General features: G+C 71.1%; 15 protein-coding genes. 12 read left to right on the top strand and 3 right to left on the bottom strand.

Annotated features, from left to right (window positions below; genetic code table 11):
• Positions 1-114: 114 nt before the first annotated feature.
• Positions 115-777, bottom strand: a complete 663-nt coding sequence (locus BL254_RS25960) for an Rv3235 family protein (RefSeq protein WP_052914440.1) — start codon at positions 775-777, stop codon at positions 115-117.
• Between the two features lie 33 nt (positions 778-810).
• The gene (locus tag BL254_RS25955; RefSeq protein ID WP_254858026.1) at positions 811-1,869 is read right to left on the bottom strand and encodes a LysM peptidoglycan-binding domain-containing protein; all 1,059 of its coding nucleotides are present in this window, start codon (positions 1,867-1,869) and stop codon (positions 811-813) included.
• Between the two features lie 649 nt (positions 1,870-2,518).
• Here BL254_RS25955 and BL254_RS11845 point away from each other — a divergent pair.
• Complete coding sequence (locus tag BL254_RS11845; RefSeq protein WP_076843320.1) at positions 2,519-3,091, top strand: hypothetical protein; 573 nt, start codon at positions 2,519-2,521, stop codon at positions 3,089-3,091.
• An 86-nt stretch (positions 3,092-3,177) separates the two neighbouring features.
• Here BL254_RS11845 and BL254_RS11840 read toward each other — a convergent pair whose 3' ends face one another.
• On the bottom strand, positions 3,178-3,435 hold the full coding sequence (locus BL254_RS11840) for a helix-turn-helix domain-containing protein (RefSeq protein WP_047222299.1): 258 nt from the start codon (positions 3,433-3,435) through the stop codon (positions 3,178-3,180).
• A gap of 755 nt (positions 3,436-4,190) precedes the next feature.
• On the opposite strand from BL254_RS11840, the gene BL254_RS11835 reads away from it, so the two are divergent.
• The 11 genes from BL254_RS11835 (at position 4,191) to BL254_RS11790 (ending at position 18,647) form a co-directional block, all read left to right on the top strand.
• Positions 4,191-5,024 (top strand): SAF domain-containing protein, encoded by an 834-nt coding sequence (locus BL254_RS11835; protein ID WP_047222298.1) that lies wholly within the window; start codon positions 4,191-4,193, stop codon positions 5,022-5,024.
• Positions 5,021-6,337 carry a chromosome partitioning protein gene (locus BL254_RS11830; protein ID WP_047222297.1) on the top strand — a complete coding sequence of 439 codons (1,317 nt, stop codon included), beginning with the start codon at positions 5,021-5,023 and terminating at the stop codon, positions 6,335-6,337. The genes BL254_RS11835 and BL254_RS11830 overlap by 4 nt, the downstream gene beginning before the upstream one ends.
• Positions 6,338-7,094: 757 nt before the next feature.
• Complete coding sequence (locus BL254_RS11825) at positions 7,095-7,589, top strand: transcriptional regulator (RefSeq protein WP_076843319.1); 495 nt, start codon at positions 7,095-7,097, stop codon at positions 7,587-7,589.
• Between the two features lie 282 nt (positions 7,590-7,871).
• Positions 7,872-8,903, top strand: coding sequence for a patatin-like phospholipase family protein (locus BL254_RS11820; RefSeq protein ID WP_076843318.1), 1,032 nt, complete (start codon positions 7,872-7,874; stop codon positions 8,901-8,903).
• A 165-nt stretch (positions 8,904-9,068) separates the two neighbouring features.
• Complete coding sequence (locus BL254_RS11815; protein ID WP_076843360.1) at positions 9,069-9,551, top strand: DUF6912 family protein; 483 nt, start codon at positions 9,069-9,071, stop codon at positions 9,549-9,551.
• 265 nt (positions 9,552-9,816) lie between these two features.
• Positions 9,817-11,466, top strand: a complete 1,650-nt coding sequence (pruA, locus tag BL254_RS11810; RefSeq protein WP_047222295.1) for an L-glutamate gamma-semialdehyde dehydrogenase — start codon at positions 9,817-9,819, stop codon at positions 11,464-11,466.
• Between the two features lie 556 nt (positions 11,467-12,022).
• Positions 12,023-13,840 (top strand): hypothetical protein, encoded by a 1,818-nt coding sequence (locus BL254_RS11805; RefSeq protein ID WP_076843317.1) that lies wholly within the window; start codon positions 12,023-12,025, stop codon positions 13,838-13,840.
• Between the two features lie 343 nt (positions 13,841-14,183).
• A complete protein-coding gene (locus BL254_RS27010) occupies positions 14,184-14,327 on the top strand; it encodes a hypothetical protein (RefSeq protein WP_175648357.1) in 144 nt (47 codons plus the stop codon).
• A 930-nt stretch (positions 14,328-15,257) separates the two neighbouring features.
• A complete protein-coding gene (locus BL254_RS11800) occupies positions 15,258-16,646 on the top strand; it encodes a CpaF family protein (protein ID WP_076843359.1) in 1,389 nt (462 codons plus the stop codon).
• Entirely contained in the window at positions 16,646-17,506 is an 861-nt protein-coding gene (locus BL254_RS11795; protein ID WP_047222294.1) for a type II secretion system F family protein, read from the top strand. Before BL254_RS11800 ends, BL254_RS11795 begins: the two co-directional genes overlap by 1 nt.
• 193 nt (positions 17,507-17,699) lie before the next feature.
• Positions 17,700-18,647, top strand: coding sequence for a type II secretion system F family protein (locus BL254_RS11790; RefSeq protein WP_047222293.1), 948 nt, complete (start codon positions 17,700-17,702; stop codon positions 18,645-18,647).
• The last annotated feature ends 68 nt before the right edge of the window (positions 18,648-18,715 follow it).

Here is an 18,715-nt window from a genome sequence, read left to right as displayed (position 1 = left end):
GGGGGGATACACGGACACCCCCGGTAGAACCCCTGGCAGCCTTCGGTGGGACGTGATCCGGCCAACGTCGTGCTGGTCCGCGCGGCACGGGGCCCGTGCCGGTGAGCACGGGCGCTACGCGACCGGAGCGGTACTTGCCCGGGGCGTACCTGCTGGACCGTGCCGAAGGGCGTCGGTCTGTAGCACGGTGACCCGCCAGCGGTTGCCGGCGGTCTCCATTCGCAGGGCGAGAGCGGACACCCGATCGCCCCTGGCGATCACGGCGGCAACCTCGGCGATCCCTTCCCGCGGTTCGCACACCCGCAGGCAGCGAAGGGTGTGGCGCCGGTGCCGGACGTTGGCGGCGACCAGCCGTTCAAGATCTGCCTGCACCCGCGGGGACGTCCAGGCGACAAGGTGCGCGGCGGGCCGGATCCCGGTCACGGCCTCGACGATGGCCCGCACGACGACGGTGGCCGCGGCCCGGGCCGAGGGGAGTTCCTGGGCGCCTGGGGCATCGGCATGCCCGGGACCCGGGAGGGGCCGCAGCGGCCGTACCAGCGTGTTTCTGGCCGGATAYGGTCGCTGGTCACCGCGGTCGGCATGATCGGCACGGGGTAGCGCGAGGACGACCGGGGCTGCCGCCGTGCTGCCGGCGGGTGGGTGTGCCCCCCAGGTGTCGGCCCGCGGATCGTCGTCGTACGGCGGATCGGTGGGGGCGAGCGGTATCTGGTAGAAGCGTCGCGCGCGGGTGGACCCTGTGTGCGCAGGGTCTGCCGCGGTGGTCGCAGTGGTCACGGCGTCTTCTCCAGATGGGAGTGATGGGCGGGGTCAGGGCCGGGGAGGGGGCGGCTGTAGGTGCTGCCCTGGAAAKATCTTGTCGGGGTTGGAGCCGATCACGTGCTTGTTCGCGGCCCACCACCGTGGCCATTCCCGCGCGATCTGCTCGGTGGTCGCGCCCGCCCCGAGATGGCGGGCCGCGATCGTCCAGAGCGTGTCGCCGCGCAGCACGACGACCACGGCGCTGTCCTGGACCTGGGTGACTGGCGATGGTGGCGGGGACGCGGGTGTGGGCTGGCCGGGCGTCCCGACTCCCCGCGGTGCCGGCGCCACCAGCGGATCGCCAGGTGGCGTTGACGTGACGGGCGTGGGGGCGGAGACGTGTCGTGCCGGCGGGGCCGCGGGGCGGGTCGGGGCCGCGGGGGTGGCCGGGTTTGCGGGAGACGTTGTGGTGACCGGTGGCCGCGCCGGAGAGCCGGCTGGTACCGGATCTGGCGGTTGTGTGGACGGGCCTGGCGCGTCCGCGGATGTCGTGGACGGGGTGGCGAGGCCGGACGGGTCAAGGTCCGGCCAGCTGGTCGAGGATGGCGAGGGCGTGGCACTGGCCGTGACGGCGACTGGTCCGGCAGCTGCCGGCGGGCTCGCCGTCAACGTCGGGTCGAGGTCCGGCCAACTGGTCGAGGGCGTCGTGGCGGTGACGGTGACGGTGACGGCGGCTGGTCCGGTGGCCGCCGCCGGGCTCACTGCCAGTGCCGGGGCGGCGGTCCCCGCCGCGAGCGTGACGCCGAGCGCCACTTCGACGATGCGGCGCAGGGCCTGGGGGAGGATGCGCCGGGCAGCGGCGGCCGCCGCCCGCCCGCTGCTGCCCGGCAGCGCGGCCAGCGCGGCCAGGACGAACCCCGCGCACAGCCACAGCAGGCAGGCCCACGCGGCGAGGCCGACAACGGTCGTGAGCGCGTGCTCGGGATCGGCCGTGACCCAGTCGGGCACCGCCGAGAAGCCGGACGGGAGATCCGCCCGTCCCGGCCCGACCGTGATCAGGATGATCGTCAGTGCCGTCGCGGCGGCCGCTCCCRTCAGGAAGACGAGCATGCGCCGGACGGCTGGCATCGGCAACTCCCAGTGGCTCGGGGCCTGATCCGCCGGCAGCGCAAAAATGATCACACCGCCGTTGGCTCGTTGGCCCAGTTGATCGTTGAAATGCTTCGTTTGAGTCTGTTTGCTTGTGTAATCCCCCGAAGAGTTGATGTCAACCTCGGTTGGATGGCTTGTTCGCTGTCCACGGGTCCGACGGCGCCCGTGGCCGGCGCCTGTCACGATCGTCGCGCACCCGCGTCCGGTGATCGTCACGCGCCCGCTCCCGCTGGCTGGACACGCTGGAGCGGTCCGTGCCAGCCTGCTGGGGCGCCGGTCATGTGGTGCGGACACCGTTCGTGACCGTCCCGCGGGGCGTGATCCAGATGGGCTTGTTGTTGCGCACGCTTTTCGGCCAGGCGCGCGTACCTGGCGGCACGTCTGCGTCGATCTTCTGCGATGGCTGGCGCCCGCCGACGGATGTTGCCACCCGCGCGGCTACACATGGTTACATGGCTGGCGTTCCGGGTCGTATCCGGCGTTGCCGCGCCGCGTGTTCGGATGTGCCGTTGTGGCGGTTGTCGTCCGGGTGTTGCGCGGTCGACCGGAGCTCGCGGCCGGGCCCGAGCCCGCCACAAGGGCCAGGGCTCACGGCAGCGTCCGGGAGTGAAGGGAGAGGGGACGGGTGCGCTGGGAGGCGCTTTTCGCCGATCTTGAGATGCAGTGGGAGGCGGCCGAGGCAGCCGAGCTCGACGCTGAGCTCATCGACAGGAGCCGGCGCGAGGCCGCGTACCTGCGTCTGATCGACCGGCTGCGGCCGGCGATCGGCTCGTCGTTGCGGCTGGGTGTCCAGGTTGTCGGGCGGGAGTCCGACAGCGTCCTGACCGGGCAGCTCACCGCGCTGGGGGTGGACTGGATGCTCCTGCGGGAGCCGGCGGCCCACGAGGTGCTGGTGCCGCTGCACCGTGTCCTGTGGGTGCACGGCCTGGCCGCGCTGTCGGCGCATCCCGGCCACGAGGGCCCGTTGGCGGTCCGGCTGGATCTGCGCTATGTCCTGCGGGGCGTGGCGCGGGACCGTTCGTCGTGCGCGGTCGTGCTGGCRGACGGCACACCGGTGCGGGRCACGGTCGACCGGGTCGGGGCGGACTTCGTCGAAGTGGCCGAGCACCTGGACGACGAGTTCCGCAGGGCGCGGTCGGTACGCGCGGTGCGGACCATTCCACTGGCCGCGATCGGGTTCGTCCGTCGGACCGTCTGAGCCGCTGTTGTTCCAGAAAGAATCGCTGGTGCTCCCGGGCCGAAGAACCGGTCCGGGCTGCCCGACCGGCCCGCTTTCGGCCCCGGTCAGCCATGCAGGCCGGGGAACTCCTCGTCCGGCAGCGTCTCGCCGCGGCCAAGGGGATTGGCGAGCACGAATGCGCGGGTCTGCTCGTATGCCCGCTGGATGTATGCCTCGAGCTCGCTGCGTTCGACTCGCCACTGTCCGCGTCCGCCGATCTTTATGGCGGGGAGTTCACCCGAGCGGACCAGCGCGTACGTCTGGCTCGACGAGATGTTGAGGATCTCCGCCACATCGCTGAGCTGAAGGAAACGCTCGTTCATCGGCCTGTCTCCCTGGCGATGGATGGGTCGTGTCTCCTGTGTATCAGAGTCGCAGGCCCAAATCGCCTGTGAATGCCTCCGCTTGTGGATAACAGGTGCTGTTCGCCTTGGGCGCCAGGACTCCTGGGCCCCGCCGCCACGGCGCCGACGGGCCCCGGCTGCGGCCCGTCAACGGATTCAGGTCGTGCTGTCGGGCGCTACGGCGGCGAACGGCGGCGATCCGGAACGCAGGCCTCGCCGAGAAGGCCGGCACGGGCCGTTACCGCGGCCCGTCGAACAGCACGTTCGAAGACCTTCGCGAGGGGTCCGGCGCGCCGGCCGGGGGCCGGGGGACGGGCGGCCCTCGGGCATGACACACCCGGGCACGACGGTCCGGAGACAGCCGTCCGGAGGCAGCCGTCCAGGGTGGCGGCCCGGGGTGGCACAGCCCGGACACGATGATCGTTAAGTGGTGACTGGGGTCGTCGACTGGAGCGTGTTGATCGGGAAGTGGTGATCGGAAGAGGTGGTGATGCTCGGGAGAAAATGGGCTCGCCGGCCCGGATCCGCCGGTTTGGTGGGCCCTCGTCCACAGGCGCCGTCGCGGACCACGTACCCTCAGCGATCAGGGTGTGCGCCGGACATGTCCGTCACCCGGTTCGCGCCGGCCCACCCGCTGTCCGCCCACCAGCAGCTCCCGGCCGGCCGGTGGCCGCGATGTCGTGATCGCGGCCACCGGCCGGCCGGGAGGGACACAAGCTACAGGAGGTCCGCCGGTGACCGACCTCACCCCCGCTGTCGCGGTCTCGGAGAAGCCCGCCGCTCCACCGTCGCCGCCGACAGCACCGTCCCCACCGGCCCGCCGGCTCACCCCGCCGCGCTGGCGGGACTCCCGTCTGCTGGTGGGCGTCCTGCTGGTGCTGGTGTCGGTCGTGGTGGGCGCCCGGCTGTTCGCGACCGCCGACCGCAGCCAGAACTGGGTGGTGGCGGCCGCGGACCTCCCGGCCGGGCATGTCGTGGTCGCCGCCGACCTCACCACGGCCTCGGCCCACCTGCGCTCGACGACCGCGGCCCGTTACTTCCCGGGTGAGCGCCGTTCGGAGCTGGTGGGGGCGACGCTCGCCCGCCCGGTATCGGCCGGGGAACTGCTCAGCGGCGCCGACTTCGTACTCGACGACGTACGCCCGACCCGGCTGGTCTCGATCGTCGTCAAGGACGGCAGAGCCCCCGCGCTCACCCCGGGCGATCATGTGGACATCTTCGTCCTGCAACGGTCGGGCCCCGCGGGCGTCGGCGCCGCCGGCGCGGGCACGGGCACGGGTGTGGGCGCGCCGGGCGCGAGCGCGGCACAGGCCACTGGGCAGGTGCCGGTGGCGCAGAGCGGCAGCGCCGGCACGGAGGTACTGGTGCTGCACGATGTCGAGTTCATCGCGCGGACGACGTTGGCGGCGGGCTCGTACGCGCTGACGCTACGGGTGCCGGTGGAGCTCGCCATCAACGCGGTGGCGGCGTCCCAGAGCGAGCGGGTGGACGTCGTCAAGCTTGAGCGTGGTTCCCGGGGCGAGGTCGGCGGGCCGGGCCCGAGCGCTGTGCCGGGGTTCGGGCAGTGAGCCTGCCGATCCTGACCGCGGTGACCAACTCGGTCGTCGAGTCCGGGCTCGTCACGGCGTTCGACCGCCGTGATCTCGGGGTGACGGTGGTCCGCCGGTGTGTCGACCTGCCCGACCTGCTCGCGGCGGCGACGACGGGCGCGGCGCGGGCCGCGCTGCTGTCGGCGGACCTGCGCCGCCTGGACCGGGACGCGCTGACCCGGCTGGCCGTGGCCGGGGTCGCGGCGGTCGGCCTGATCACCCCCGGGGACGAGGACGGCGAGCGTCGGCTGCGCCAGCTCGGCGTCGCGGCGGTGATCACGACTGACGCGACGGCCGAGATCGTGGCGTCGGCGGTGGTGGAAGCGGTCCGGGCGCTCGCCGACACCGACCACGTCGCTGGCCTGCTGCCCGCCGCGTACAGCAGGCCGGCACCCGGTTTCGCCACGTTGACGCCGGTGGCCGACGGACCGGCGCCCGACGCTCTTTCCGAGCCCGGCGACGGCCGGGTGATCGCGGTGTGGGGCCCGACCGGTGCCCCGGGCCGCACCACCGTGGCCCTGGGGCTGGCGGCCGAACTCGCCGCTATGGGCATGCCGACGCTGCTCGTCGACGCCGACGTCTACGGCGGGGCGATCGGGCAGTTGGTGGGACTGCTGGAGGAGGCACCTGGCCTGGCCGCTGCCGCCCGGGCGGCCAACCAGGGGGTGCTCGACGTCCCCCGGCTGGCGCTGCTGTGCCGGGATCTGGGCGGGGGGCTGCGAATCCTGCCGGGGATCGCCCGTCCGTCGCGCTGGCCGGAGCTGCGCCCGGCCTCGGTGGAGGTCGTGCTCGCCATGGCGCGGCGGCTGGCGAGCTTCGTCGTCGTCGACTGCGGTTTCTGTCTGGAGATGGACGAGGAGCTGTCGTTCGACACCTCCGCGCCGCGGCGCAACGGCGCGACCCAGGTGGTGCTCGCGGCGGCTGACACCATCCTGGCTGTGGCGTCCGCGGAGCCGGTCGGGCTGGTGCGCTTCGTGCGCGGGCTGGCGGATCTGCGCGAGGCCGTGCCCGGCGCGGATCCGTGGGTCGTGGTGAACCGGTTGCGCGCCTCGGCGATCGGGAAGGATGCCCGCAGGGAGGTCGCCAGGGCGATGGCGCGCCATGTCGGTATGGAGCCGGTGGCCGTGGTACCGCTCGACGTCGCGGCGATGGACAGCGCCCAGGCCGCCGGCCAGCTGCTGCGGGACGTCGCCGCGCAGTCGCCGGCCAGGCTGGCGATCAGCGAGCTGGCCGCGCGGGTGGCGGGGCGTCCGGTGCGTGGCCGCCGCCGACGCTCGCCCGTTCGCCGTTGACGATCCGCGTGTGCGGGCCGTGCCGGCTCGACGAGCCGATCACACTCAGCCGGACGGAGTGACGATCCGCGTCCGCGGGCCGCGCCGGGCCTCGGCCCGCGGGCGGGGAGAACGGCTGCCCTGACGACCTGCGCGTGCGGGCCGTGCCGGAGCGTGTCCGACGGATGTTCGACGCGCGGGCGGCACCCAGACGACCAACATGCGTCAGACCTGCCCTGGGCCGCGCGGGCTGTGGTGGATTGTGAGCGATATGTAGTGAACCGCGCGTGCTGGCCGCGCCGACGAGGCCGTGCGGACCGCTGCCCGAAAGCCCTCGTACGGGTTCGGCCGTCTTGCGATCTTGTATGGCTTGTCCCGTTGATTTTATACGAAGAGTAACTGACTTAGGTGACCTTCTCCTGCCGGGAATGCCGTTTTTACAAGGAAATCTTCCTCTAACCAGCCAGCGGAACGGTTACGGACTGCGGTTCCGGGGCAGCCTGTCTGAGTGACTGATCGTAGAGAAAAGATAGCGGTTAGCAATCATCATGCTGTTCGGAGTGTGGCGCTGGTGCCGCCCAGGTGGATTTCGCTTCCGGCGAGGGGAGTGATCTTACGGGAAGTAACCGTTGTGACGATCATCTTACTAAATGCATTAATCAAATGTAGCTATCCTTTTCGGTAACGTTCAGTTAGTGTGAGCACCTGCGTCACCGCAGTGGTGGGAGCGATAAATGATCACCAAGTGCTCTGTTGAGGTGGACGGGGGGTGTATCGGATGAGTCGGGAGTATGCGAAGGCCGTGGGAGCTCGTCTCCGGGCCATACGGATCCAGCAGGGGCTGTCCCTGCAAGGTGTGGAGCAGAAGTCACGCGGACGCTGGAAGACCGCGGCGGTTGGCTCCTACGAACGTGGCGACCGGATGATCAGTGTCCATCAGCTCTCGGAACTCGCCGCGTTCTATGGTGTTCCGGTCTCGGCGCTGCTGCCGGAGGAGGAGGCGCTACCTCCTCGCGAGCACCGGCATCGCACCGYCCTCAACCTGAAGAAACTCGCTGAGGCACCACCGGACTCGTCCGGGCTGGTACGCCGGTGGGTGGCGCAGATACAGCGCCAGCGAGACGACTACGCCGGGCAGGTCCTCTCCATCCGGGATGGCGACCTGAGGGCGTTGGCCCTTCTGCACGACACCACTCCGCAGGAGTTCTCCGAACGGCTGCGGGGGTGGGGCGTACTGGAGACGAATTACGGCGAGGAGGAGGTTTCCGAGTAGGACGTTGCCGCGCCGGCCGCCCTGACCCCATCCCCTGGGACAACGTCAAATCCCTTGGGGGGATGTCAAATCCCTTGGGACAACGTCAATTGTCCTTTGGACGGTGTCGGTTCCTGGGCAGCGCCGGTCCCTGGCGGTGCCGCATGGTGGGAAGGCGCGGTAGCCAGCCACGAGAACGTGCACGGCGGACCAGATGGTGTGCACCGCTGCCGCCGGCATGATCCCTTCGCTGGCGGTGGGGGCGTGTACCGGGGGTTGTGGACGCACAGCAGGAGGTGGCTGATGGCTGGCAGAGGGGTTCCCCGCCGCGGGTTGGTACTGGGCGCCGGAGGCGTACTCGGGTCGGCGTGGATGATCGGTGCCCTGAGCGCCTACGAGGAGGCGACCGGCGTCGACGTCCGCGACATGGACATGACCGTCGGCACCTCGGCCGGATCGGTGCTGTCGACTCTGATTGGCCTTGGTACCAGCGTCGAGACAATGGTCAACTCCGAATACGGCGAKCCGTTGTTCGGTGACCCGATTCTCGACTACACCCGGCTCGGCTCGGCTCTTCCGCCGCGGCCACGGATGCGCATCGGTTCGCGTCGGCTGCTTGCCACCTCGGYGCTGCATCCACGCCGGGTGACCCCGCTGGTGGCCCTGGTCTCCCTGCTCCCGCAGGGCCGTGGGACGCTGGCCGCCATCGGCGACCTGGTGTCCTCCGTGGGCTCCAATGTGACCACGTGGCCGACCCCCGCGCCGTTGTGGATCGTCGCGATGGACTACGACACCGGGACACGGGTCGTGTTCGGCTCGCCGGACGCGCCACAGGCGTCGATCGCCGAGGCCGTGATGGCGTCGTGCGCGATCCCGTCGTGGTACGCGCCCGTCGTCATCGACGGGCGATCCTATGTTGACGGTGGGACACGGTCGCCAACATCGGTGGACCTGCTCGTCGACGCCGATCTCGACGAGGTCCTGGTACTCGCTCCCGCCTGCTCGTTAGTTTTCGACCAGCCCCGGGGGGCACTGGCCCGGCTCGAGCGCCAGATGCGGCGGCTGGCGACCAGAGTGCTGATCCGAGAGACCGAACTGCTGCGGGCCACCGGAACGAAGGTCACGGTGATCTGTCCGGGTCCGGAGGACCTGGAGATCATCGGTGGTAACGTCATGGACCTCAACCGCCGGCAGGAGGTTTTCCAGACCTCGCTGCGGACGAGCGCGGCAGCGCTGGCGGAGGCCGGCATCGGGACGCCGTCCACGGCCGCACCCACAGCGTCCGTGCCCACGGCCTCGCCCGGCGCCGACGGTCACCTGGCAGCCGCCGGCTGACGACCCGCCCGGGCAGGCATCCGCCCGGGACACCGATGCGCGGTGATCGCGCGGACCCGCTACCGTCGCGATCCCGCCGTGCCCCGCGCACGCCCGGCTCCGCTGGGCCCGGCTCCGGTGGGCCCGGCGCGCGGGGCCTCGAGCGCCGCGCGGCACACTGGCATCGTGCGTGTCTACCTGCCGTCGACGCTGTCGGCCGCCCGGCGCGTCCTCGCGGACCGGGCGGTTCCGGCGGGACTCGGCTTCGCGGTCACCCCGGCCGTCCGGGAGTGGTATGCCCGCTCCGACGCCGAGGAGATGGAGTACGCGCTTCTCCTCGACGMGGCCCGCGCGAGCCTGCGGCTGCTCGACGCCGACCCGGGCGCGCCCCGGCGGCGGGTGGTCCTCGCCGTGGACGTGGACGATCCCGACCTGCGGATCCGCAACGACCTCGACCGGGGTGTCGTCGAGATCCGCGGCCCGGTGCCGCTGGCAGCCGTCGCCGCCGTCCACGTGGACGACGTCGACGCCGAGGCCGCTGTCGCCGCCGCGGCGGACTCGATCGTGGCGGCCGACCTCGGCAGCGATGACGCGGCGTTCGTGGTGGACGCCGCCGACGGCTACGAACTGCTCTGGTACGCCACCCAGGAGCTGGCGGACCTCGTCTGACACCCGTCGGCGGCTTGACCACGGCCCGATCACGGCCCGATCACGGCCTGATCACGGCCTGACGGAGAACCGACAGAGAAGCGACAACAGCGGACGGCGGCCGACGGCGGCGCGAACATGTTCTTGCGCGTCGCGGACGGCCACGGGCCGCCTGGTCTGGGAGCGTTCCAGGAGGGGCGTCGCGGGCCGGGCGGCCCGCTCCTCGAGCGTCCCGGCGCGGTGTTTCCAACGCTCGGTTTCCAGCGCTTCGGAGGGTGGGGTTGGGATGGATGCCGTCGCTGTTGTCCCGGAACCGGTCAACGAGCCGGTCCGCGCCTATGCCCCGGGCAGCCCGCAGCGCGCCGGCCTGCGGGCGGCGCTGGAGCGGCTGGCGGGGGAGCGCGCCGAACTGCCGCTGGTGATCGCGGGGAAGGCCCGTCCGGGTGCGGGCGAGCCGTTCGAGGTGGTAGCCCCGCACCGGCACGAGCTGGTGCTGGGCGCGGGCCGGGCGGCGGCGCCCGGGGACGTCGCCGACGCGGTGGACGCGGCGCTGGCCGCGGCGCCCGACTGGCGGGCGCTGTCCCAGGACGACCGGGCCGCGGTGTTCCTGCGGGCGGCCGACCTGCTGGCCGGGCGCTGGCGGGACACCCTCAACGCCGCGACCATGCTCGGGCAGAGCAAGAGCTGCTACCAGGCGGAGATCGACGCGGCCTGCGAGCTGATCGACTTCTGGCGTTTCAACGTCGCTGCCGCCCGCGAGATCGTCGCCGAGCAGCCGCTCTCGGCGCCCGGCACGTGGAACCGCATGGACTACCGTCCCCTGGAGGGGTTCGTTCTCGCGGTGACACCGTTCAACTTCACCTCGATCGCGGCGAACCTGCCGACCGCTCCGGCGATCATGGGCAACACGGTGGTCTGGAAGCCGAGCCCCACCCAGCAGCTCGCCGCCCAGCACACCATGTCGCTGCTGGCGGCGGCGGGCCTCCCACCAGGAGTGATCAACATGGTCACCGGGGACGGCGCGGCCGTCTCGGCGGTGGCGCTGCGGCACCGGGAGCTCGCCGGAGTGCACTTCACCGGGTCGACGGCCACCTTCCGGACGATGTGGCGGACGGTCGCCGAGGGGATCGACGGCTACCGGGACTACCCGCGGCTGGTCGGCGAGACCGGCGGGAAGAACTTCGTCGTCGCCCATCCCAGCGCCGATCCGGACGCGCTCGTCGTCGGGCTGGTCCGGGGCGCCTTCGAATACCAGGGGCAGAAGTGTTCGGCGGCGTCCCGCGCCTACCTGCCCGCCTCACTGTGGCGCTCGGGTCTGCGTGACCAACTGGTCGCGCAGACCGCGGCGCTGACCTACGGTGACGTGTCCGATCTGAGCCTCTTCGGCGGGGCGGTGATCGACCGGCGGGCCTTCGACCGGCTGTCGGCCCTGCTCGCGCGGCTGCGCGCGGACCCGGACGTGTCGGTGCTCGTCGGTGGCGGCGCCGACGACCGGATCGGATTCTTCGTGGAACCGACGGTCGTCGTGTGCGCCGATCCCACGCACGAGGTGTTCACGTCCGAGTACTTCGGGCCGGTACTCGCCGTGCATATCTACGACGATGCTCCGGGACGGTCCGGTTCGGAGGCTTTTACCATGGCATTGCGGGATGTCACGGACTTCTCGCCCTACGGGCTGACCGGCGCGGTTTTCGGCCGGGATCGCCGCGCGCTCGCCACGGCCACCGAGGTGCTGCGGTACAGCGCCGGAAACTTCTACATCAACGACAAACCGACCGGCGCGGTGGTGGGCCAGCAGCCGTTCGGCGGATCGCGGGCAAGCGGCACCAATGACAAGGCCGGCTCCGCGCTGAATCTGCTGCGGTGGGTCTCCCCACGGGCACTGAAGGAGACGTTCGACCCACCGCGACAGGTCGCCTACCCACACATGGGATGAGCTCCCCGCCAATGCCTCTGACCGGCCTCTGACCGGCCTCTGACCCGGGCCGACGCACCACGGCGGTCCGGATGCCGCGCGTCGACCCGGGTGACATGCTATCCGGCTTCGACCCGGTTCCGGTGGCATCGCGCTGTTTGGCTATTGACAGCGCTGTTTGATGGTTGACAGCGCTGTTGGGCAGTTGACAGGGCTGGCGGACACTCGGACCACACCGTCACCCGTTGGTCGTCCGGTTGGAACTGGACGTTCGGAACATGGCTGTGGAATGGTGCGATACAGGATCGCCCCGGGGGATGTTCCGGGCCGGGCCGTCGGTGAACGCACCCGGCGTGGTCGGGTGCGTGGACAGCCACCGTGTGCGTATTGGTTTGCCGCCACCCGGAAAGATCGCGATCGTGCCTCGCGATACTTTTGTGATGGATTCAGGGTGTGCCCGGCGCACCCACGGAGGACTTTCGTGGCCATGATGGGAACCCCGGATGATGCCGGAGGCTGCCACCCGTATCGGTGTGGATCTCCGCGGCGCGCACCGCGGGAAGGAGGCTGACCACCCGTGCTCTACCTTGCCGGCCAGATTCTGGTGCTCATGGCGGCGGCGCTGGCTGTTGGTGCACTGCTGACCTGGGTGTTCCTCCTCGGCCCCGTACATCGCCGGGTCGAGGAGATACGGCGCGCCACCACCGCCCCGGCCGCCCCCGGCACCGGGCCGCTGCCCGTCGTGGCGCTGCCGGCTGACACACCCGCCCCGGCTGGTACGCCCGATGCGCGGCCCACCGGTCCGCCCGGGCCGCCGGCGGCGGCCGGCGGCGATGCCCTCCGGACTCGTCCCGCGTCCCGCCTACGGGACGATGGCCCGGACACCGCCGCCGGGGCCGAGCCGTCGGCCGGCGGCGCCGAGGCCGGTTCCGTTCCGCTCGCGCATCCGGGCACGCGGTCATCGGGCCAGCCGGACGACCATCAGCAGGACGAGTGGCTGCTGGAGAAGGCGGCGCTCACGGCCCGGCTGACCGCCGCCGAGCGGCAGGCGGTCGAGTCCGAACAGCGGGTCACCGCCGCCGAGCGGCAGGCCGCTGTCGCCGGCCGCCGGGTACAGCTGCTTGAGGATGCCCTCGCCGAGGCCGAGGAGCCAGGCGAGCCCGACGGTGCCGTGGCGTCGAACGCCGAGGACTTGCAGGCGCTCGCGGCCGAGGCCGCGCAGCTGCGCAGACAGCTCGCCGAGGCCGAGGAGCGCTCCGCGAAGTTCTCCTCCCGGCTGGCGATGGCACGTACCGAGGCCGAGGACGCCCAGCGCCAGGTCGCGACCCTGACGACCAGGCTTGATCGCCATCAGGCCGAGTGGGCCGCCGAGAAGGTCCGGCTGCTCGCCCAGATGGGTGGTCGTGAGCAGCCCCCGGCCGCATCCGAACACCCACGCACCGCCCACGTCGAACTGGATCTTCCGGATCCCGGCCACACCGACTCTGCCCCCAGGGCTGCCGGGCTGCCGGACGTGCCGGTTGCCCGTGAGCCGGCCGCCTCTGAGCCGACTGCATCTGAGCCGGCTGTACCTGAGCCGACTGCCGGTGGGGGCGCCGTGGCGGCAAGCCACCCGGACACCGGTGTTGTCGGCGGGCGGACCGCTCGCGCGGAGAAGGACCGCAGCGACGCCGATCCCCGTGACGTCTGGGATGCCCGCGAGGCCCGCGAGGCCCGCGAAGGCCAGCCCTCCGCACTTCCCGATGGCCGTGGCCCCAGCGGTCGGCGAAGCCGCGATCATGTTTTTTTCGCGCTGCCGGCGGAGGAGGAGCCCGAGTTCCTCGAGGAGGATCCGGCTGTTGCCGCGGCCGTGCCGGTGCTCACCGCCCGGCCGGTCCCAGGCGCCCAGCCGGACCGTCGTTCCCCAGCTGCGGCGCACGCGGGCACGGCACCTGTGGGCTCAGCATCCGGGGCCTCAGCATCCGGAGCCTCAGCGCCTGCCGGCTCGGTGCCACCGGGCGTGTCGCACGCTTCGGGTGGTTCCCCCACCGCCTCCTCGGGTGCTTCTCCCGCCGCGTTGCCGGGCTCGGTGGCGCTGGCCGGGCTGACGTCGTTCTCCGGCTCCGGCTCCGCTGGCTCCGGTAGATCCGGTGGCTCCGCTTCCCTTCCGCCGCCCGCCGCGATGCAGGGTGCCCGTCAGGACAACCTCAAGGAGATCGTCGGGATCGGCCCGGTCGTCGAGGCAAGGCTGCACGCGCTCGGTATCGTCAGCTTCCGTCAGCTCGCCGATCTCAACGAGGACGGGGTCAGCTGGCTCGGCAGCGTCCTGGAGGGTTTCGGCGACCGGATCGTCTCGGACGACTGGGTAGGCCAGGCCAGTTCCCTCCACGAACGCCACCATCGCGGCCTGGTCTAGCCCGCCAGCCCACAGGTAACGGCCCAGGCAGCACAGCCACCAGCTGCGGCTACCCGGGCCGGGCATTAATCCGGACGAGTTTGTCGTCATGTACGGTTTCCGGCCCCGTCGGCGTGCGCAACGACAAGCTCGCGCCGATCTTCGTCAGCAGGCCTCCAGGCGGGCATGGGCCACAGGCGTGGGCTGGCAGCGGAGCAGGCCCGATCGGAGCATCCGGTCATCCTGTCGTCCAGCGGTACGGGCCGATCAGGATGTTGCTGTCCGTTATTGGATGCCCGACCGCCGCCGGGGTACGGCAGGGATGTCCACGGGCTGTCCGTGGCATCGTGCGAAGCTGTCCCGGATGCGGCGGGCGGCCGATTCCGGCACGCTCGCGCCGCCGCTGGCCGGCGGCGACGCCGATCGGCCGGGCATGTTGGTCATGAATATGGCTACGAGCCGGTTCCGGGCGCCGGTCGCCGATTTTTCTGATCAGTATCAGAATTGATATCGAATAATTTCTGGCAGTTCTGGCAATCCGTTCTCGTGGACGCCGCCCAGGCCGGGGCCGAACAGCACCGTGGGTGTCGCTCCGTGGGCCAGAGAATGATCCGGTTTCTTTCAGGGTGCGCAGGCTCGCATGTCAGCCGGTATCGACCGCGTATGCGGCACGGTGGCGGCCCGTTCGTGACGGTTCCGGCATCCGGCCGCGCGGCCAGCGGGCCAGCATATTTCTCACCGGTTACAACCGCGTCCCGTGAACATCGGACGGGCCGCGGTCGCCGAGGTATTCACGGATGTGGGGCGGCGCTGGTGCCAGTTCTGCCGCGGAATGATTTCCAGGACTGTCCGGCCGACCGGTGGAGCATCCTCTCCGGTCCGCAACCGCCTGGCTGGCGGGGGCTGTTCCGGGTGTTTTCCCGACCGGTCGACGGCTGACCGGCCGTTTTCCCGCGCGGTGGCAGGTCAGCCAGGTAGTGGATGCGGAGAGTAACAGCCGTTCGGCTGGGCATGTGATCGTTTTCCGCTGTCGTTGGGCTGCCCATGGCCCGATGTGGGTGGGCTGCAACGGCCATGCGAATATTGTCGCCAGGCGCACACATCACCAGCTGAAGGCGATGCGATCTTGTTATCGCACCGCCGGAGGTCAGGAGGAGCACGGCTGAAGGCGATGCGATCTTGTTATCGCACCGCCRGAGGTCAGGAGAGGAACAGCTGAAGGCGATGCGATCTTGCTATCGCGCCGCCGGAGGTCGGGAGGGGAACAGCTGAAGGCAGTGCGATCTTGATTTTCGTACGGCTGGCGGYCGGGGCACGGTGTCAACCGCCTGATTAGGCGTGATCTTCTTTCTACGTTTCGTAGTATTTGTCCGGGTGGCGGYGCTCTGAACGCATAACCAGGGGGGATCGGTCTTCCGTGGCGGTACGTGGTGACTGGATGGACGCCACCTCACTCATCGAGGGTGAAGTGCGCGAACTCGTCCGGCGCCATTCCCTCGACCCGGTTGAGGAACCCACCCGCATACGCCAGCTCGTCGAGGACGTCCTCAGCGAATATGAGGAACGCGCGCTCACCAGCGATCTGCCGCCGATTGTCGACCGCGCCACCACCGCCCGGCTCGTCCACGACGCGGTCGCCGGATTCGGGGCGTTGCAGCGCCACCTCGACGACCCGTCCGTGGAAGAAATCTGGATCAACGAGCCCGGCCGGGTGTTCATCGCCCGCAACGGGCGCAGCGAGCTGACCACGACGATCCTGACCGCCGACGGCGTCGCGGACCTCGTCGAACGGATGCTGAAGAGCTCCGGGCGACGGGTGGACCTCTCCACCCCCTTCGTGGACGCCATGCTGCCGGACGGCTCGCGCCTGCACGTGGTCATCCCCGACGTCACCCGGGCCCACTGGTCGGTCAACATCCGCAAGTTCGTCCTGTCCGCGGCCAGCCTGGACGAGCTGGTCGCCCTGTCCACGATCACCGCGCCGGCCGCGGCCTTCCTGGAGGCCGCCGTCGCGTCCGGGCTGAACATCATCGTCGCCGGTGGGACGCAGGCCGGGAAGACGACGATGCTCAACTGCCTGGGCTCGGCGATCCCCGGGCGGGAGCGGGTCATCTCCTGCGAGGAGGTCTTCGAGCTCAAGCTGCGGGCGCCGGACTGGGTCGCGATGCAGACCCGCCAGGCCAACCTGGAGGGCACCGGGGAGATCCGGCTGCGACGGCTGGTCAAGGAGGCGCTGCGGATGCGCCCGGACCGGATCATCGTCGGCGAGGTCCGGCAGGAGGAAGCCCTCGACCTGCTCATCGCGCTCAACTCGGGCCTGCCCGGCATGTGCAGCCTGCACGCGAACTCGGCCCGCGAGGCGGTCACCAAACTGTGCACCCTGCCGCTGCTCGCCGGGGAGAACGTCAGCCACGCCTTCGTGGTGCCGACGGTCGCCGCGAGCGTCGATCTTGTCGTCCACCTGTCCAAGGACGCCCATGGGCGCCGGCGCGTCACCGAGATCGTCGCGCTGCCCGGGCGTACCGAGGGGGACGTCATCGAGATCGCCCAGATCTACCGGACGCGCGGCAGCACCCTGGTGCGCGCCGAGGGCTACCCTCCGCACGCCGAACGGTTCGCCCAGGCCGGCTACGACCTGCCCGGGCTGCTCGCCGCGTCCGACCATGATCGTGACTATGACCACAGTCACAGCCACAGCCACAGCCACAGCCACAGCCACAGCCACAGCTACGGCCACGGCCACGGCCACGTCGAGCGGGCCGCGCTGCCCGAGCGGGCCTCGCTGGGCGAACGGCCCTGGCTCGAGATCCGAGGGGGAGAGGGCTGATGGGTATCTTCCTCGGCCTGCTCTTCGGGCTCGGCCTGTTCCTCATCGTCACCAGCGGCCGCCCTCGCGTCCGGCGTGATCCCGGCACCGCCAAATGGCGGGTGCGGACCAAGGAGCTTCTCGCGCAGGCGGGCATCCCGGGGGTCAGCCCCGACCAGTTCCTCATGATCAGTACTGGGGTCGGGCTGCTGGTCGGCCTGCTCGTCCTCGCCTTCACCGCCACCTGGTCGCTGGCCGGGGCATTCTTCGTGTTCGCCGCCCTGCTGCCGCGGGCGCTGGTGGTACGGCGCCGGCGCACCCGCATGCACGACCTGCGCGAACTGTGGCCGGACGTGGTGGACAACCTGGCCAGCGCCGTACGGGCGGGGATGTCCCTGCCGGAGGGGCTCGCGTCGGTGGGGGTGCGCGGCCCGGTCCCGCTGCGTCCCGCGTTCACCCGCTTCGGTGAGGACTACCGGGCGACCGGCTCCTTCTCGGCGAGCCTGGACCGGCTCGCCGACGACCTTGCCGACCCGATCGCCGACCGGATCATCGAGTCGCTGCGGATGGCGCGGGAGGTCGGCGGCACCGACCTCGGCCGGCTGCTGCGGACGCTGTCGACCTTCCTGCGGGAGGACGCGCGCACCCGCGCCGAACTGGAGACCCGGCAGAGCTGGACGGTCAACGCAGCCCGGCTCGCGCTCGGGGCACCGTGGGTCGTCCTGTTGATGCTGGCGACCCGGGGGGAGACCGTGCGCGCCTACGACAGCCCGACCGGCGTCGCCGTGCTCGTGACCGGCGGCGTCGTGTCGGCACTGGCATACATGATCATGAAATGGATCGGACGGCTGCCCGAGGAAGGTCGGGTGCTACGCCCATGAGAACCCAGCAGGGTGCGGGCGAACGCTCCGCCGTCGGCGGCTGCCGCCCTCGCGAGCGCCGTCCCGACACGAGACGCCGTCCCGACGAGCGCCCGACGGGTTCGCAGCCGATGAGCGTTTTCCCGGGTCCGCGTTCTGCCGGCGCCACCCCGGTGAGCCCGGGTTTCGCAGGCATCCCCGTTGGGAGCCCGCGGTGAGCCCGGCGGCGACCGGTGCCCTGATCGGCCTGCTCACCGGGCTCGGGCTGCTCATCATCATCCGGCGCTCGCCGGTCGTCCGGCGGATTCGGCTCGCCGACCGGATGGATCCCTACCTGCGCGACGCCCCGGCGCAGTCCCGGCTGCTCGCCGACCGTCCGCGAACCACGATGTCGTCCCGTAGCGGTCTGGAGGAGCTGCTACGGCCTTTCGTGCGGGACGCGGCCGGGCGGCTCGACCGCTTCCTCGGTGGGCGCGCCGCCCTGCTCCGGCGCCTGACCCAGGCGGGCGGGCGAACCTCTGTCGAGGAGTTCCGGGTCCAGCAGGTGATCTGTTCCGCGGCCGGCGCGCTTGTCGGCGCGTTCCTGCTGCTCGTGCGAGCGCTCACCGGCGTCGGACCGCCGCCGATCGTCGGTGTTGCCATGGTCGTCGCCGGGGTCGCGGGCGGGATCGTCGCCCGCGACTGGTGGCTGACACGCGCGATCCGGGAACGCGAGGAACGGATACTGATCGAGTTCCCGACCGTGGCCGAACTGCTCGCGCTCGCGGTGACCGCGGGGGAGAGCCCGGTCGGCGCGCTGGAACGGGTCAGCCGGCTCTCCCACGGGGAACTCGGCCGTGAGCTGCGGCTGGCTCTCGCGGACGCCCGCGCCGGGGCCACGCTCGTCCAGGCCCTCGAGGGCATGGCCACCCGGACGACGGTGCCGTCGCTGGCCCGGTTCGTCGACGGCATGGCCGTGGCCATCGAACGCGGCACGCCTCTGGCGGAGGTGCTGCGGGCACAGGCGGTCGACGTCCGGGAGGCGGGCAAACGCCAGTTGCTGGAGGCCGGCGGCCGTAAGGAGATCGCGATGATGGTGCCGGTGGTGTTCTTCGTCCTGCCGACCACCGTGATCTTCGCTTTCTACCCGGCGTTGGTCAGCCTTTCCTTCAACGCCCAGTGATGACGGCCGGTGATTTTCTGGAAATTTTCTCGCTGTCCGACGACCAGGTGAGTATCCGAAGAGCCCGA

The sequence above is a fragment of the Protofrankia sp. BMG5.30 genome (assembly GCF_001983005.1).
Classification (GTDB): Bacteria; Actinomycetota; Actinomycetes; order Frankiales; family Frankiaceae; genus Protofrankia; species Protofrankia coriariae.
The sequence above is the reverse complement of the archived record's forward strand: the minus strand, read 5'-3'. Positions and strand labels throughout refer to the sequence as shown.